Here is a 16,903-nt window from a genome sequence, read left to right as displayed (position 1 = left end):
CCGCGCGCCCCGATCGTGCCTGGCGGCCGCGCACGAGGTGCACTCTTGCGGTTGGCCATGCTCTTCCTTCTGTGGATGCCCGTGGCGTGGGCCACGCAGGCGCCGCCACCACCCCCTGACCTCGCCCAGCGCGCCGGCTTCGACCAGCGCCTGGGCGCCCATGTCCCCCTCGACGCGCGCTTCCAGGACGCCGACGACAGGTCCGTCGACCTGGGCACGCTCGCCCGGGGCAAGCCGCTGCTGCTCGCGCTGGGCTACTACCGCTGCCCCAACCTCTGCGACGTGGTGCTGAACGGCATGGCGCACACACTGTCCAGGCTCGACCTGCAGCCCGGCCGCGATTTCGAGGTGGCCTTCGTCAGCATCGATCCGGCCGAAACGCCGGCGGACGCACGCCAGGCGCAGGCGATGCTCGCGCGGATGCACGCGGACGCCCACGTGCGGCACTGGCACTTCCTTACTGGCGACCCGGGCAGCATCGCCGCGCTCTCGCATTCCATCGGCTTCCGCTACTTCTACGACGACCACCTGCACCAGTACGCCCACGCCGCCGGCCTGGTGGCGATCACGCCGGATGGCACGGTCGCGCAGTACTTCTTCGGCGTGTCCTGGCCGCCGGCTTCGTTGCGGCTGGCGCTGGTCAGCGCCTCGCGCGGGCAGCTGGGCACGCTGATCGATCACCTGGTGCTGTTGTGCTGCGGTTACGACCCGACCACCGGCCGCTACAGCCTGGCGATCGGCCGCACCATGCAGGTGCTGGGCGTGGCCTTCGCGCTGGCACTGGCCGGCTGGCTGGCCTGGCTGAAGGCGAGGGGGCGCGCATGATGCTGCCGCAGGCGTCCTCCTTCGCGCCGAACGTCGACCATCTGTTCGACGCGTTGCTGCTGTTGTGCGGCCTGGTGGTCGTCGGCGTATTCACGCTGATGATCGTGTTCTGCGTGAAGTACCGCCACGGCACCGACGCGGTGCGCACGCCGGCGCATCAGCACCTTGGCGTGGAACTGACCTGGACGCTGGTGCCCTTCTTCCTGTTCATGGGCATCTTCGGCTGGAGCGTGCATTTGTGGATCCGCATGCGCACGCCACCGAAGGACGCCCAGCCGGTCTACGTGGTCGCCAAGCAGTGGATGTGGAAGGTGCAGCATCCGGATGGTGCGCGCGAGATCGACCAGCTGCACGTGCCGGTAGGCCAGCCGATCCGCCTGGTGATGACCTCGCAGGACGTGATCCACAGCTTCTACGTGCCGGCCTTCCGCGTGAAGCAGGACGTGCTGCCGGGCCGCTACACGCAGCTGTGGTTCACCGCCACCGAAGCGGGCACCTACCACCTCTTCTGCGCCGAGTTCTGCGGCACCGACCACTCGCGCATGCGCGGGCGCGTCGTCGTGATGGCGCCCTCCGACTACGCGCGCTGGCTGCAGGCGCACCAGGGCACCGGCCTGGCCGCGCAAGGCGCGGACCTGTTCCGGCAGCTCGGCTGCAGCGGCTGCCACGATCCGCAGTCGGGCGTGCACGCGCCCGATCTCTACGACCTCTACGGCCGCACCGTGCCGCTGGCCGACGGCTCGCAGGTGCTGGCCGACGAGCGCTACCTGCACGACGCGATCCTGCTGCCGAAGAAGCAGGTCGCCGCCGGCTACGCGCCGATCATGCCCAGCTTCGAGGGCCGCATCGGCGAGGAGGACGTGCTGGCCCTGGTGGCCTACCTGAAGACCCGCACCCACGCGGCGGAGGACACCGATGAGCACCGTTGAGCTGCCGACGCCGCGCAGTTACCTGGAGGAAGGCTTCGGTTTGCGATCGTGGCTGACGACCCACGACCACAAGCGCATCGCTGTCCTGTACGGCATCGGCATCACCTTCTTCTTCTTCCTCGGCGGCCTCGCCGCCGCGCTGATCCGCTGGGAGCTGGTCACGCCCGCCGGCGACCTAGTGAGCGCGGAAACCTACAACAAGGCGTTCACCTTCCACGGCGTGGTGATGGTCTGGTTCTTCCTGATCCCCTCGATCCCCGCCACGCTGGGCAACTTCCTACTGCCGCTGATGATCGGCGCGCGCGACGTGGCCTTCCCGCGGCTGAACCTCTTCAGCTGGTACCTGTACATGGGCGGCGGCGTGTTCACCCTGGCCTGCCTGCTGCTGGGCGGCGTGGACACCGGCTGGACCTTCTACACGCCCTTCTCGACGATGTTCTCCAACTCGCACGTGATGATGGCGGTGGTCGGCGTGTTCATCGTGGGCTTCTCCTCGATCTTCACCGGCCTCAACTTCATCGTCACCGTGCACACGCTGCGCGCGCCGGGCATGACCTGGATGCGGCTGCCGCTGTTCGTGTGGTCGATGTACGCGGTGGCGCTGGTCATGATCCTGGCCACGCCCGTGCTGGCGATGACGCTGGCGCTGATCGGACTGGAGCGGTTGTTCGGCGTCGGCATCTTCGATCCGGCGCTGGGCGGCGATCCGGTGCTGTTCCAGCACTTCTTCTGGTTCTACTCGCACCCGGCCGTGTACATCATGATCCTGCCCGGCATGGGGCTGGTCAGCGAACTGATCACCCACGGCGCGCGCCGGCGCATCTTCGGCTACAAGTTCATGGTCTACGCGATCATCGGCATCGCGGTGGTCGGCTTCCTGGTGTGGGGGCACCATATGTTCGTGGCGGGGCAGTCGATGTACGCGAGCATCGTGTTCTCGATCCTCTCCTTCATCATCGCGGTGCCCTCGGCGATCAAGGTCTTCAACTGGACCGCCACGCTGTACAAGGGCGACATCAGCTTCGACGCGCCGATGCTCTACGCACTGGGCTTCGTCGGGCTGTTCATGCTGGGCGGGCTGACCGGCCTGTTCCTGGCGGCCACCGCGCTGGACGTGAACCTCACCGACACCTACTTCGTGGTGGCGCACTTCCACTACATCATGGTCGGCGGCGCGGTGATGGCCTACCTGGGCGGCATCCACTACTGGTGGCCCAAGATCACCGGGCGGCTGTATTCGGAGGCCTGGGCGCGCTTCGCCGCGATCCTGATGTTCTTCGGCTTCAACCTCACTTTCTTCCCGCAGTACATCCTCGGCTGGGAAGGCATGCCGCGGCGCTACCACGAGTACCTGCCGCAGTTCCAGGTGTGGAACGTCCTCTCCTCGGCCGGCGCGACGATCCTCGGCGTGGCCTACCTGCTGCCGCTGCTCTATCTCGCCTGGTCGCTGCGCCACGGCGAACGGGCCGGTCCGAACCCTTGGGACGCGACCGGGCTGGAATGGCAGACCAGCTCGCCGCCGCCGCCGCACAACTTCGACGAAACCCCGCTCGTCACCGAAGGCCCCTACGCCTACCGCCGATGAACGCCCGACTCCATCCCGTGCCCGAACAGTTCGACGACCCCGTGCAGCAGCGCGAGGCCGCGACGCTGGGCATGTGGGCATTCCTGGCCACCGAGATCCTGTTCTTCGGCGTGCTGTTCGCCGGCTACACGCTGTGCCGCGTGCGCTTCCCCGAAGCCTTCGCCGAAGCCAGCCGGCACACCGACATGCTGCTGGGCACGATCGAGACCGCCGTGCTGCTGACCAGCAGCTGCGCGGTGGCGCTGTCGGTGCGCGAGGTACAGCTGGGCGGCCGCCGGCTGGCCACGGCGTTGCTGGGCCTCACCGCGCTGCTGGGCATCGGCTTCCTGGTGATGCACGGCTTCGAGTACGCCGCCGAGTACCAGGAGGGATTGATCCCGGGCATCCGCTACACGCAGCAGGGCGTGTACGCGCACGGCATGGCGATCTTCTATTGCCTGTACTACTTCATCACCGGCTTCCACAGCATCCACGTGGCCATCGGCGTGGTGCTGATGGGCGTGATGGCGTGGCGCACCTGGCATGGCGCCTACGATGCCGACTACCACACGCCGCTGGAACTGACCGCGCTGTACTGGCACCTGGTCGACATCGTGTGGATCTTCGTCTACCCGGTGATCTACCTGGTCGGGAGGGCCGGATGAACGCGCGTCCGCAACGCACCCACCGCAGCGGCCCGCGGCCCCCCACACTGGGCAGCAACCTGTGGACGCTGCTCGCACTGCTGGTGCTGCTGGCCTTAAGCGCCGGCAGCGCGCTGCTCGAGCTCGGCCCCTTCAACACCGTGGCCAACCTGGGCATCGCGGTGGCCAAGGCCTTGCTGGTGCTGACCATCTTCATGCGACTGAAAACCGACAACGCGCTGCTGCGGATCGTCGCCGGCGTCGGGTTTGCGTGGCTGGCGGTGATGATCGCGCTGTCGCTGGCCGACGTGCTGACCCGCACCCCGCTGCTGGCGCCCTGGTAGGAGGCGTGGCATGGATTCTGCTTTTCCACGCGCAGGGGCGATTCATCGGCATGCTGGCACCATCGTGGCAGGCATCGTGACCCCCGCTTCCGCGACTGGTCCTGTCATCGTTCCGCCCATGAGCACGCCGCCCGAAACCCTGTCATTCCCGCCGCTGCCAGCGTTCGGCGGTTTTCGCGAGGCGGCGCAGGCCTGCCTGTCGATGCTGCGCGAGCGAACCGGCGTCGGCGCCTGGTATTTCACCCGCGTCCAGGGCGAGGACTGGCTGGTGCTGGCGGCGTCCGACGACTGCTTCGGCGTGCGCAGCGGCGACGCCCTCAAGTGGGCGGACTCCATCTGCGCGCGAATGGTGCGCGGCGGCCCCTGCGTGGTGCCCGACATCAGCGCCCACGCGCCGTACGCCGCCGCGCCGATCGCCAGCTGCGGCATCGCCGCGTACCTGGGCGTGCCCGTGCATCTGGACCATGGCGCGATCGGCACCCTGTGCGGCATCGATCCGCAGCCGGTATCGGTGGACGTGGAGCGCTGGCTGCCGATCGTGCAGCTGTGCGCGCAGATGCTCGCCACGCTCTGGTGCCACGACGTCGATCTCAAGGAAGCCCGCCGCCGCGCCGAGCGCGCCGAGCTGGAAGCGATGACCGACCCGATGACCGGCATCTTCAACCGCCGCGGCTGGCGCGAACTGCTCGCGCTGGAGGAGCAGCGCTGCCGCGACGAACACACCACCGCCGGCGTGGTGGTGGTCGACCTGGATCGCCTCAAGCAGACCAACGACAGCCAGGGCCACGCCGCGGGTGACGAGCTCATCCAGCGCGCCGCGACAGAAATCACCCGCGCCGTGCGCGCGGTGGACGTGGTGGCGCGTCTGGGCGGCGACGAGTTCGTGGTGCTGATCCTGGACGTGGGCCCCACCGAACTGGCACGCCAGGCTGCCCGCATCGAACAGGCGCTGCGCTCCGCCGGCGTCGCCGCCACGCTCGGCTACAGCTGGCGCGGCCCCGACCGGGACCTGGGCGAGGCCTACCGCGAGGCGGACCTGCTGATGCTCGACGCCAAGCGCGGCCGGCACCGCCTTTCGTAGGGCGAGCGTCGGCCATGTGGCCACGTCCGCCGCGGCGGGATGAAACCCACCTTACGGGTGCCGCGGAAGCGTCAGTCCCCGGTCGTCATCGGCGCCTTGCCGCGACGGCTCGGCAGCATCGACGCCAGCACGCCGTCGCGGCGGATCAGCCCGTGGTATAGCCCCGCGCTCATGTGCGCCACGAAGGTGAGGAACAGCAGCCAGGCGAGGTAGCGGTGCGCTTCGCGCAGCCAGGCGAACAACGCGGCGTTCTCCGGCAGGATCGCAGGCAGCCGCCGCGCGTCGCCCAGCATCACCGGGTAGCCGCCGGCCGACAGCATCCCCCAGCCAAGCAGCGGCAGCGCCAGCATCAGCGCGTACAGCAGCCAGTGCGAGGCCAGCGCCGCGAGCCGTTGCCACAGCGGGAGATCCGCCGGCAGCGGCGGGGGACGATGGCGCAAGCGCAACGCCAGGCGCGCGATCGCCAGCAGCAGGATCGCGATGCCCAGCGGCTTGTGGATCGCCAGCAACCAGCCGTGCTTTTGCGACACGGTGGCGACCATGCCAGCGCCGATGAACAGCATCGCCACGATCATCGTGGCCATCGTCCAGTGCAGCAGCCGCGCGAGCGGATGGAAGGTGGTCGGCGTGTTCATCGGGTGGCCTCCGCGGCAGGACGCGCGCTGCCGGGCAGGTGCGCCTCCTCGGCGGTACGGCGCAGGTAGGAGTCGGCATACGCGGCCGAGCGCGCGGCCAGCAGGGGATCGGCCGAAGGCTCGATGCCGGCCGGCAGCACCGTCGGGTCGTAATTGACGTCGCGGCATGCGCCGCTGTCCTGCGCCTGCATGCGCTCGATCACCAGCGTGCCGGCGTCCACCGCGGGGCGGTCGGCCGGCCAGACGCGCGCGGCGTCGTCGACGGGGTCATTGGGCGCGGCGAAGGTCAGCCGCAAGGTCCATCGCTGTGGTCCCCGGGCCAGGCGCTGGTCCAGGTCGCGGGCGAGGTAGTCGGCATCGCCGGCCGGTCCCGGGCGCCCATCGGCGGCCTGGGGCACCATCGCCCAGCGCACCGCGCGACGATGTCCTTGCGCATCGACCAGGTAGAACGCGTTGATGCTGTCGTAGCGCTCGGTCACGTAGCTGGCCGACGGCTTCGCGTGTTTTGCCCAGGCGCGGAACGCGGCGGTTTCGGGATGTGCGGCGAAGAACGCGGCGAGCTTCGCCGGATCGGGCTTGCCGGTGGCCGGATCGGGCCGTCCCGCCAGTGCCTGTTCGTAGAACGCCTGCGGCGTGGACACCGGGAACACCGGCATTGCGTTCATGCCGGTGCGCCATTGCTCGCCGTCCGGCAGGTTGAAGCGCAGCGCCATGCTGCGGATCGGCACGCTGCCGTCGGGCGCGTATGGGTTCCCGCCGGGAATGGCGAAGCGGCCGACCACCGGCGTGCGGCCGCGCGCGAACACCGCCGCGGTCGAATACGCGCTCGCCGCGCCGTTGCCCTCGAACCATCCGGCCACGCACACGCCCTTGGCGTGGTTGCGGCGGTAGCCCGGGTGCAGGCCGGCGTTGTCCTGCAGGGTATCGACCAGGCGCTGCGGGGTGAGCCGGTGCGGTGCCAGCCAGCCGCCGACGTAACCGAACGCGGCCACGGTGACGGCCGCCAAGCCGCCCATCAGCGCCCAAGGCGCGGCCTGTCTGAAACGGATTTTCATGGAGGATGCTCCCGGCCCTCGGCCGTGTGGTGATGGCACGCCGGACGCACGGGCGGGCGATTTATTCCCACGCGGTGGAATAATCCACGCGCCACCGCGTCTATCGGCCAAGCCCTCACGCCGGAGTCCGGCCATGCCCGTCCACCCGCTCGACGATGCCCTGCGCGAACTGCTGCCGCGGTTGCGGCGCTTCGCGCTGTGGCTGACGCGTGACCTGTCCAGCGCCGACGACCTGGTCCAGGCCACGCTCGAGCGCGCGCTCTCGCGCTGGTCCAGCCGGCGCGAGGACGCCTCGCTGCGCAGCTGGCTGTTCGCGATCCTGTACCGGCAGTTCCTCGACGGCCGCCGTCGCGCGCAGCGCCACGCCTGGCTGCTCGGCCGCCTGCGCGCGGAGGAGGAGCCGCAGGCGCCCTCGGCCGAGCGCGAGGCCATCGCGCAATCGATGCTCGAAGCGTTTGGACGGCTGAACCCGGAACAGCGCAGCCTGCTGCTGTGGGTCACCGTGGAGGGCCTGAGCTATCAGGAAGTCGCGCAGATCCTCGACCTACCCATCGGCACCGTGATGTCGCGCCTGTCGCGCGCGCGTGCGGCGTTGCGCCGTCTCGGCGAAGGCGAATCCACCACTCCCTCCCTGCGGGTGCTCAAATGAACGAACCCAGCGAACACGACATCCACGCGTACGTCGATGGCCGCCTCGAGGGCGAGCGCCGCGCCGCCGTGGAGCTTTACCTCGCCCGGCATCCGGAGCGCTCCGCGCAAGTGCAGGCGTGGCAGCACGACGCCCAGCAACTGCGCGCCGCGCTTGCCGGGATCGGGTCGCTGCCGGCCAACCCGGCACTGGACCCGGCCGCGATCCGCGCGCGCCGGCAGCGCCGCCGCGTGTCGCGGCTCGCGCGGGCCGCCTCGTTGCTGCTGTGCGTCGGCATCGGTGGCCTGGGCGGTTGGCAGGTGCGCGGCTGGCAGGTCGCGCGCGCGATGCCGCCGATGGGCGACGCGCTTGCGGCCTATCGCATGCTCGCGCTCGAACCCGGCGCCAGGCCGGACCTGGTGCCGCGACACCCGGGCGATCTGCAGGCCTGGCTGGACCGGCATTTCGAACGCGGCGTGCCGCTGCCGGACCTGCGCGCGGCCGGCTTCCGGCCGGTCGGCGGCCGCCTGTTCGCCACCGAACAGGGAACGGCCGCGATGGTGCTCTACCAGGACGCGGCCGGCCACGCGATCAGCTTCTACGTGCGCCCGCCCGGTCCGCGCCGCTACCTGCTTCCGCGCGGCGAGCGCGTCGACGATGGCCTGCTCGCCCAGTACGGCTCGGGCAATGGCTACAACTACGCGATGGTCAGCCGCGCCGCGGGCAGCGACGCCCGGATCGCCGCCCGCGCCTTGAAGCCACTTATCTGACGCCAGTCGTGAACGGGCGCTGGCAACCGCGCCCCATCGTCGGCCGAAGCGCACGCGTCGCGCTGGTCAGGGACGACGCAAACAGCCCCGGGGCTGGCTTCCGCCCGCCCCCGGGCCGCCACAAAACCCGGCGATAATGCGCCCGCACCTCAAGGAAAGGGGATCGTCATGTGGCAAGTGTCGGTGGCGCGCAGGTCGCGCCAGGTCGGGTTGTGTCTGGGTTTGCTGGCGCTGGCGTTGCTGGGCGGTTGCAACCGCTCCTCGCAGGACAGGCCGGCGCTGCAGGGCGCGCCCGCCGGTAGCGCCAGCGCGCATGCGCCGGCCGGCAAGGCGGCATTCGCGCTGGCCTCGGCCGGCGCCGACCTGCGCGATACGCGCACCGCGCTGGTGCTGCGCTTCAACGCCCCGCTGGCGGCGGCGCAGCCGTTCGACCGCGAGCTGGCGGTCACCGGCGGCAACGGCGAGCCGATCAGTGGCAGCTGGAGCCTGGACGACGACGGCAAGACACTGCGCTTCCCCTTCGTCCAGCCCAACACCCACTACGCCGTGCTGCTGCACGCCGGCCTGCTCGCCGCCGACGGCCGCACGCTCGGGCGCGAGCTCAAGCGCGACATCTACTCCGGCAGCGTGCCGCCCGCGGTCGGCTTCGCCTCGCATGGCAGCGTGCTGCCCGCCCGCGGCAGCCGCGGCCTGCCGCTGGTCTCGGTCAACGTGCACGACGCCGACGTGGAGTTCTTCCGCGTGCATGACGACGCGTTGTCAGACCTCTACTGCGCCTACCCGGCGAACAAGCACCGCGACAGCTACGAACTCGACCACGAGATCAACAGCTGGGACATCTGCGAGCACGGCGACCGTGTCAAGCGGCCGATCACCGACATGGCCGACTCGGTCTACGCCAACCACTACACGCTGGGTGGCGACGAGAACGAACGCACCGTCACTTACCTGCCCGTGCAACGCGTGCGCGAACTGCAGCGGCCCGGCGTGTACATGGCGGTGGTCAAGCAGGGCGGCACCTTCAAGGGCAACTACGACAGCGCGATCTTCTTCGTCAGCGACCTCGGGCTGCACCTTCGCATGTACCGCGACAACGCGCTGCTCCACGTGGCCTCGCTGCGCGACGGTTCGCCGGTGGAGGGCGTGGCCATCGAGATCGACGGACCGGACGGGCAGGCGCGGCTCAAGGCGACCACCGACGGCGACGGCAACGCGCTGATCGCCTACAAGCTCGATCCATCCGACGTATTGATCGCGCGCCACGGCGACGACGTTTCGGTACTGCCGTTCAACCGCCCCGCGCTGGACATTTCCAACTTCGACGTGACCGGCCGCAGGCAGGCGCCGTTCGAGGTCTACGCCTGGTCCGGCCGCGACCTCTACCGGCCGGGCGAGACGCTGCGCGTATCGGCGCTGCTGCGCGACTTCGACGGCAAGCCGATGAAGGCGCAGTCGCTGTTCGTGCGCCTGAAGCAACCCGATGGCCGCACGCTCGCCGACCAGCAACTGACGCCTTCGAACCTCAACTACTACGCGCTTTCCGAGGCGATCCCGGCCGATGCGCCGACCGGTTTGTGGCAACTGGAATTCCGCCTGGACCCGGCGGCGAAGGACGCGGTCGAGGCCTTCCCGTTCCACGTCGAGGAGTTCCTGCCCGAGCGCCTGAAGCTCAGCCTGGACAGCCCGCAGACGCGGCTGGTGCCGGACGAGCCGCTCAAGCTCGAGGTCGCTTCCAGTTACCTCTATGGGGCGCCTGCCGACGGCAACCGCGTGACCGCCAAGTTGCTGGTGGCGCCGGAAGTGCATCCGCTGGACAACCTCAAGGACACCTTCTTCGGCGACCCCACGCTGGACCTGCCTCGAAGCGCCGACGACGTGCTCGACGCCAAGCTCGACGCGCAGGGCAAGCTCGCCCAGCCGATCGCGCTGCCGGCTGACGTCAAGCCGGTCGCGCCGCTCGCCGTCACGCTCTCGGGCAGCGTCTACGAGACCGGCGGCCGGGCCGTCACCCGCCTGCTCAAGCGCGTGTACTGGCCGGCGCCGCAACTGGTCGGCGTGCGCCCGCTGTTCGATCCCAAACAAGGCGCCGAGAGCGAAGGCCAGGCGGGTTTCGAGATCCTGCGCGCCGACGTCGACGGCAAGCTGGTCGCCGGCCATCACCTGAAGGTGCGGCTGCAGCGCGAGCTGCGCGACTTCTACTGGCTGTACGAGCACGGCGACGGCTGGAAATCCGACGCGCACCAGCAGCTGCAGCTGATCGAGGAGAAGGACGTCGACCTGGCCCCGGGCCAGCGCGTGCACGTCGACTTCCCGGTCGAGTGGGGCGGCTACCGGCTGGAGGTCTACGATCCGGAAACGAAGCTCACCACGGTATTCCCGTTCTTCGCCGGCTGGAGCTGGGAGGACGAGAACCTCGGCAAGGAGGCGCGCCCGGACAAGGTCAAGCTGCAGCTCGACAAGGCGCGCTACCGCGCCGGCGACACCATGAAAGTGACGGTGACGCCGCCGCATGACGGCCCGGGCCTGCTGCTGGTCGAATCCGACCACCTGCTCTACGTGCGCGACATCGATGCCAGGGCCGGCAGCACCTTCGAGATCCCGGTCACCAAGGATTGGGAGCGCCATGACGTGTACGTCTCCGCACTGGTGTTCCGCGGCGGCGAGGCGCAGGAGCACACCACGCCGGCCCGCGCGCTCGGCGTCGAGCATGTCGCGATGGAGCGCAACGACCGGCGCATCCCGCTCACGCTGAGCGCACCGGCGCTGATGCGCCCGGGTAACCCGCTCGAGGTGACCGTGCAGGCGAAGGGTCTGGCCAACACGCGCGCCTACGTCACCCTGGCGGCGGTCGACCAGGGCGTGATCAACATCACCAACTATCCGGTGCCCGACGCCTGGGCCTGGATGTTCGCCAAGCGCGCCCTGAGCGTGGATGCCTACGACCTCTACAGCCGCATCATCGAGGCGATGGACGGCGCCGAGGCGACGCTGCGCTACGGCGGCGACATGAGCGGGCCGGCGCTGCCGCATGCCGCACGCCTCAACCCCAAGGTGCAGATCGTCGACCTGTTCGCCGCACCGGTCGCCTTCGATGCCCAGGGCAAGGCGACGCTGCGCGTGCAGGTGCCCGACTTCAACGGCAGCCTGCGCCTGGCCGCCCTGGCCTGGAGCGCCGACCGCTTCGGCAACGCCGAGGGCGCGGTCACCGTGCGTGCGCCGCTGGTGGTCGAGCCGAGCACGCCGCGGGTGATGGCCGCCGGCGACAAGGCGCGCATCAGCCTGGATCTGAAGAACCTCTCCGGGCATGACGGCACGGCGAAGGTGGTGGTCAAGGGTACCGGCCCGATCACCATCGCCAACGCCAGCCGCGAGGTGGCCCTCAAGGACGGTGCTGGCACCACGCTCACCATGCCGGTGACGGCGAGCGCGGGCGCGGCCGTGGCCAAGCTCGACATCCACGCCACGCTCGGCGACTTCACGGTCGACCGCCACTTCGAGTTCGCCGTGCGTCCGGCCTGGCCCGAACAACAGACGACCGTGCCGCTGGCGATCGAGGCGGGCAAGCCCGCGCACCTGGATGCCGGCGCCGCCGCCGGGTTGCTCGCGCCGACCGTGCGCGCGCAACTCACCCTGAGCACGCTGCCGCCGCTGCCTTATGGCTCCGCGTTGCGCGACCTGTTGCGTTATCCCTACGGCTGCATCGAACAGACCACCAGCAAGGGCTACGCCGCGCTGGTACTCGACCCGGCGACCGCCACGGCACTGGGGCTGTCCACCAGCGAGGCGACCCGCCGCTCCGCCGTCGACAGCGCCCTGGCGCGCATCGCCTCGTTCCAGGCGAGCAACGGCCACTTCAGCTTCTGGGGTGGTACCAGCCCGATCGAAACCTTCATGACGCCGTACGTGGTCGACTTCATGCTCGACGCGCGCGAGGAAGGCTTCGCCGTGCCGCAGGAGGTGCTGCAGAAATCCCTGCAGCGCCTGAGCGACGACCTGCTCGCCGGTGGCCACCCGTACTACAGCTACGAGCACCACGACCACCTGCGCATTGCGGATGAGGCCTACTCCGGCTTCGTACTGGCCCGCGTCAATCGTGCGCCGCTGGGTACGCTGCGCGCGATCTTCGACCACGATCGCGACAAGCTGGTCGGCCCGCTGCCGCTGGTGCACTTAGGGTTAGCGCTCAAACTGATGGGTGACAACGAGCGCGCGCAGAAGGCCATCGACGAAGCCTTCGCCTGGGACAAGGAGCGCCCCTGGTACGTTGGCGACTACGGCTCGGACCTGCGTGACCTGGCTTTGATGGTCGCGCTCACCCACCGCTACGGCCTGGCCAAGCCCGCCTACGACGCCAAGCTGATCGACTGGGCCCGCAACGCCACCGCGCGCGACCACGCCAACAAGCAAGAGGTGCCGTACTACCACTGGTCGTGGTCCTACCTCTCCACGCAGGAGCAGGTGGCGATCGCCCGCGTGGCGCGCGCCTTCGACGCGGGCACCGGCGCGCCGCTGGCGGTCACCCTCGCCATGGGCGGCAAGAGCGAGGCCGCACCCGCCGACAAGCGCCTATGGACGCGCGAACTCACGCTGGCCGAACTGAAAGGCGGCGTCAGCGTGCAGCCAGCCGGCACGGGCACCGTGTTCGGCACGCTGGACGTCGCCGGCATCCCGCAGCAACCGCCCGCCGCCGACGACCGCCAGGTCGACGTGCGCCGCAGCTACTTCACCACTGACGGCCAGCCGTGGGCCGGCGACATGCTGAAGGAGGGCGACACCCTGATCGCCGAGCTCACGCTGGAGGCGCGTACCGACATGCCCGACGCGCTGGTCACCGACCTGCTGCCCGGCGGCCTGGAAGTGGAGAACCTCAACCTTGGCGGCGCGCAGCAGTGGGAAGGCGTCGTCATCGGCGGCATCGACATGCAGCAGCACACCGGCGCTGCCGACCTGGTGCACGAGGAGTACCGCGACGACCGTTACGCCGCCGCCCTCCACCTGCGCCGCGGCGACGCCGCCCACGTGTTCTACCTGGTCCGCGCGGTCACGCCCGGCACGTACACGGTCCCGCCGCCCCTGGCCGAGGACATGTATCGCCCGGCCCTGCGCGGCGTCGGCAAGGCGGTGCCGGCGAAGATCACGGTGATCGAGCCCTAGCCGCCAACGCACGATGCATGCATCGCAACGGCTGTGCTCCCTCTCTCCCGGTCCACCGGGGGAGAGGAGTGGGGAGAGGGCGAGGCCTTTCGGCTTTCGTGTCCTCCCGCAGACACCCGGCATGGCTTCACCATCCCCGCTACCACGCGCAAGGCCGATGGCCTTCCGGATCCGACAAAGAACCCTTGGCCCTGAGCGTAGGCCGCAGACCGACGTCGAAGGGCAGCCCCCATGACCGACCCAGCACCGAAGCCCCGCCGATCCCGACTCAAACGCTGGCTGCGCGCCACAGCGATCATCCTGGTCGCGCTCCCGCTCGTGGCCGTCATCCTCGACCGCCTGTTCCCGCTCCCCTTGCCGGCTCCCGACGCCGGCAGCACCGTGGTGCTCGCCCGCGACGGCACGCCGCTACGCGCCTTTGCCGACCGCGACGGCGTGTGGCGCTATCCGACCACCACGGCCAGGGTTTCGCCGCTCTATCGCCAGGCGCTGCTCGCCTACGAGGACCGCTGGTTCTATCGCCACCCCGGCGTGAACCCGTATGCCTTGCTGCGCGGCGCGGTGCAGGGTGCGCTGCACGGCCACGTCGTCTCCGGCGGCTCCACGCTGACCATGCAGGTGGCGCGCATCATCGAGCCGATCCCGCACAGCTTCGGCGGCAAGCTCAGGCAGATCTTCCGCGCACTGCAGCTCGAAGCGCACCTGGACAAGACGCAGATCCTCGACCTCTACCTCAACCACGCGCCCTTCGGCGGCACCATCGAAGGCGTCGAAGCCGCCTCGTGGGCGTATCTCGGCAAGAGCGCGAGCCGCCTGTCGCGCGCCGAGGCGGCGCTGCTGGCGGTACTGCCGCAGGCGCCCAGCCGGCTGCGACCCGACCGCCATCCGGAGGCGGCCCGCGCCGCGCGCGACAAGGTGTTTCGCCGGTTGCGCGACGAGGGCGTCTGGACGTCCGGACAGGTAAGCGACGCGGCCATCGAACCGGTGGTCGCACGCTCGTTGCGTGCACCGCTCGCGGCCGCGCTGCTCGCCGAACGCCTGCATCGGCAGCGGCCACGCGCGCGCCGCATCGTCACCACCATCGACGCCAACCTGCAGCGCGCCGCAGAGGACCACGTCGCCGGCTACCTCGCCCGGCTGCCCCCGCGCAGCTCGGTCGCGGTGCTCGCGGTGGACAACACCACGCTCGAATCGCGCATCTACATTGGCACCGGCGAGTTCGCCGATCCGGAACGCGCCGGCCATGTCGACATGATGCGGGCGCCACGATCGCCCGGGTCCACGCTCAAGCCCTTCCTCTACGGCCTGGCGCTGGACGACGGGCTGGTCACCTCCGAAAGCCTGCTGGTGGACGCGCCGCAGGACTTCGGCGGCTACCACCCAGGCAACTTCGACGAAGCCTTCAGCGGCCCGGTCAGCGTGAGCGAGGCGCTGCAGCGCTCGCTCAACGTGCCGGCGGTCGACATGCTCGACCGCGTCGGTCCCAACCGCTTCGTCGCACGCCTGGCCAGCGGCGGCGTCGAACTGCAGCTGCCCGACGGCGCGCGGCCCAACCTGCCGATCATCCTCGGCGGCACCGCGACCCGACTGGAAGACCTCGTCGGCGGCTACAGCGCGTTCGCCAACGGCGGCATCGCCGGCGCCCCGCGCTACACGCCGGACCAACCTGCCCGCCCGCGCCGCCTGCTCTCGCCCGGCGCCGCCTGGATAATCCGCGACATCCTCGCCAGCAATTCCGCCGACGTCGAAGGCGCCCCGCTGGAAGGGACCATCGACCGCCACGCCACGGTTGCCTGGAAAACCGGCACCAGCTACGGCTACCGCGACGCCTGGGCGATTGGCGTGACCGACGGCTGGACCGTCGGCGTCTGGATCGGTCGTCCGGACGGCACGCCCTCGCCCGGCCAGTACGGCGCCGTCACCGCGCTGCCGCTGCTGTTCCAGCTCACCGACATGCTGCCCACCCGCGGCGGCGTGCATGCGCCGCGTCCGGCCAGCGTGCGCGCGGTCGAGATCTGCTGGCCGCTGGGCGAACCCGCCGAGCGCACTGGCTCCCCGCTGTGCCGCCAGCGGCGTTCCGCCTGGACCCTCGATGGCGCCCAGCCCCCGACCTTTGCCGAACGCGACCCCGGCGCCTGGATGAGCGGTCGCCTCGACCTGCGCCTCGACGCCAAGGGCCGACGCCTCAGCGCGGGTTGCCATGCCCCGCACGAGCAACGGGTGACCCTCGCCCGCTGGCCCGCCCTTGCCACCCCGTGGCTTGCCGTCGCCGACCGCGAGGCCTCCACGCTGCCGCCGCTCGCCCCCGGCTGCGCCGCCGATTCGCTCGCGGTCGCCACTCCCATCCGCATCACCGGCTTGCGCGATGGCGCCACCCTGCGCCAGGCCCCCAACGGCAGCGGCCCGCTGCGCCTCGCCGTCCGCGCGCTGGGCGGCCCAGGCCACGTGCAGTGGCTCCTCGACGGGCGCCTGCAGGGCAGCACCCAGGGTGACGCATCGATCACCCTCAGCCTGGGCGAACCGGGCCGGCACGCACTTACCGCGTTGGCGGGGGACGGTGCGTGGGACAGCGTGAGGTTCACCGTGCTGGGTTCGCCGGAGCGTGGACCAGAGACCCGGGATCTGCGCCTTCGGGCAGGCCGCTAGCCTGCCGCGCAACGACGGCGACGGGCGCCCTTCACGCGGCACCGGCACGCGGGCCGGAACCCAGCTGGCTGACGCGTTTTCCTGATCAATCCTCCATCGGGCGCTTCGTCAGGCACTGACGTCGCTGGACGACCCGCGCCTGCGCACGTTGCGCATCGGCGTGCAGCTGGTCGGCGACGACGGCGCCAATCCACCGCCGGCGATGTCGCTCGCGCATCGGGGCATCACTGCCCACGTGCGCGGCTACACGGTCTACGGCAATTACGCGGACAAGGCGCCGCAAGCCGCGGTCATCCAGGCCGTGGCGCGTGGCGATGTCGACGTCGCGGTGGTCTGGGGTCCCACCGCCGGCTATTTCGCCGCGCGATCGGGCGTGCCGATGGTGCTGACGCCCGTCACGCCATGGCTCGATGGCCCGCAGTCGCCGATGGTGTTCGACATCTCGATGGGTCTGCGCCGCGACGATCGCGCGCTGCGCCGCGAGCTCGACCGTGCCCTGACGCGCAACCGCGACGCCATCGACCGCATCCTCGATGCGTACCACGTGCCGCGTGTCAGCGACCCGTCGTTGCCGGCGACGCACCGAGCAGTGCCGGGGAGATGATCGCCGACCATCACGCATGCCCGG

13 protein-coding genes are annotated in these 16,903 nt (G+C 70.3%); 11 read left to right on the top strand and 2 right to left on the bottom strand.

The features are described from left to right. Positions 1–57 precede the first annotated feature (57 nt). The 6 genes from ACFWZ4_RS07600 (at position 58) to ACFWZ4_RS07575 (ending at position 5,387) form a co-directional block, all read left to right on the top strand. Positions 58–825 carry an SCO family protein gene (locus tag ACFWZ4_RS07600; RefSeq protein WP_439704115.1) on the top strand — a complete coding sequence of 256 codons (768 nt, stop codon included), beginning with the start codon at positions 58–60 and terminating at the stop codon, positions 823–825. Continuing rightward, positions 822–1,754 (top strand): cytochrome c oxidase subunit II, encoded by a 933-nt coding sequence (gene coxB, locus ACFWZ4_RS07595; protein WP_439704114.1) that lies wholly within the window; start codon positions 822–824, stop codon positions 1,752–1,754. Before ACFWZ4_RS07600 ends, coxB begins: the two co-directional genes overlap by 4 nt. Continuing rightward, positions 1,741–3,339 (top strand): cytochrome c oxidase subunit I, encoded by a 1,599-nt coding sequence (ctaD, locus tag ACFWZ4_RS07590; protein ID WP_439704113.1) that lies wholly within the window; start codon positions 1,741–1,743, stop codon positions 3,337–3,339. Before coxB ends, ctaD begins: the two co-directional genes overlap by 14 nt. Next, positions 3,336–3,983, top strand: a complete 648-nt coding sequence (locus ACFWZ4_RS07585; protein ID WP_231322785.1) for a cytochrome c oxidase subunit 3 family protein — start codon at positions 3,336–3,338, stop codon at positions 3,981–3,983. Before ctaD ends, ACFWZ4_RS07585 begins: the two co-directional genes overlap by 4 nt. Then, on the top strand, positions 3,980–4,306 hold the full coding sequence (locus ACFWZ4_RS07580; RefSeq protein ID WP_439704112.1) for a cytochrome C oxidase subunit IV family protein: 327 nt from the start codon (positions 3,980–3,982) through the stop codon (positions 4,304–4,306). Before ACFWZ4_RS07585 ends, ACFWZ4_RS07580 begins: the two co-directional genes overlap by 4 nt. 118 nt (positions 4,307–4,424) lie before the next feature. Next, a complete protein-coding gene (locus ACFWZ4_RS07575; protein WP_439704111.1) occupies positions 4,425–5,387 on the top strand; it encodes a sensor domain-containing diguanylate cyclase in 963 nt (320 codons plus the stop codon). A gap of 71 nt (positions 5,388–5,458) precedes the next feature. Here the strand turns inward: ACFWZ4_RS07575 and ACFWZ4_RS07570 are convergent, their stop codons facing one another. Both ACFWZ4_RS07570 and ACFWZ4_RS07565 read right to left on the bottom strand, forming a co-directional pair. Then, on the bottom strand, positions 5,459–6,022 hold the full coding sequence (locus ACFWZ4_RS07570) for a cytochrome b (protein ID WP_439704110.1): 564 nt from the start codon (positions 6,020–6,022) through the stop codon (positions 5,459–5,461). Further along, positions 6,019–7,077 (bottom strand): catalase family peroxidase, encoded by a 1,059-nt coding sequence (locus ACFWZ4_RS07565; RefSeq protein ID WP_439704109.1) that lies wholly within the window; start codon positions 7,075–7,077, stop codon positions 6,019–6,021. The genes ACFWZ4_RS07570 and ACFWZ4_RS07565 overlap by 4 nt, the downstream gene beginning before the upstream one ends. A 133-nt stretch (positions 7,078–7,210) precedes the next feature. Between ACFWZ4_RS07565 and ACFWZ4_RS07560 the strand changes: the two genes are divergently transcribed. From ACFWZ4_RS07560 to ACFWZ4_RS07540, 5 genes are all read left to right on the top strand, one after another. Continuing rightward, entirely contained in the window at positions 7,211–7,726 is a 516-nt protein-coding gene (locus ACFWZ4_RS07560) for an RNA polymerase sigma factor (protein WP_439704108.1), read from the top strand. Next, complete coding sequence (locus ACFWZ4_RS07555) at positions 7,723–8,475, top strand: anti-sigma factor family protein (RefSeq protein WP_439704107.1); 753 nt, start codon at positions 7,723–7,725, stop codon at positions 8,473–8,475. The genes ACFWZ4_RS07560 and ACFWZ4_RS07555 overlap by 4 nt, the downstream gene beginning before the upstream one ends. 168 nt (positions 8,476–8,643) lie before the next feature. Beyond that, the gene (locus tag ACFWZ4_RS07550; RefSeq protein WP_439704106.1) at positions 8,644–13,629 is read left to right on the top strand and encodes an MG2 domain-containing protein; all 4,986 of its coding nucleotides are present in this window, start codon (positions 8,644–8,646) and stop codon (positions 13,627–13,629) included. Between the two features lie 231 nt (positions 13,630–13,860). After that, positions 13,861–16,275 carry a penicillin-binding protein 1C gene (pbpC, locus tag ACFWZ4_RS07545; protein WP_439704105.1) on the top strand — a complete coding sequence of 805 codons (2,415 nt, stop codon included), beginning with the start codon at positions 13,861–13,863 and terminating at the stop codon, positions 16,273–16,275. A 160-nt stretch (positions 16,276–16,435) separates the two neighbouring features. Further along, positions 16,436–16,879, top strand: coding sequence for a hypothetical protein (locus ACFWZ4_RS07540; RefSeq protein WP_439704104.1), 444 nt, complete (start codon positions 16,436–16,438; stop codon positions 16,877–16,879). The last annotated feature ends 24 nt before the right edge of the window (positions 16,880–16,903 follow it).

The sequence above is a fragment of the Frateuria sp. GZRe12 genome (assembly GCF_051900535.1).
Lineage (GTDB): Bacteria > Pseudomonadota > Gammaproteobacteria > Xanthomonadales > Rhodanobacteraceae > Frateuria_A.
The sequence above is the reverse complement of the archived record's forward strand: the minus strand, read 5'-3'. Positions and strand labels throughout refer to the sequence as shown.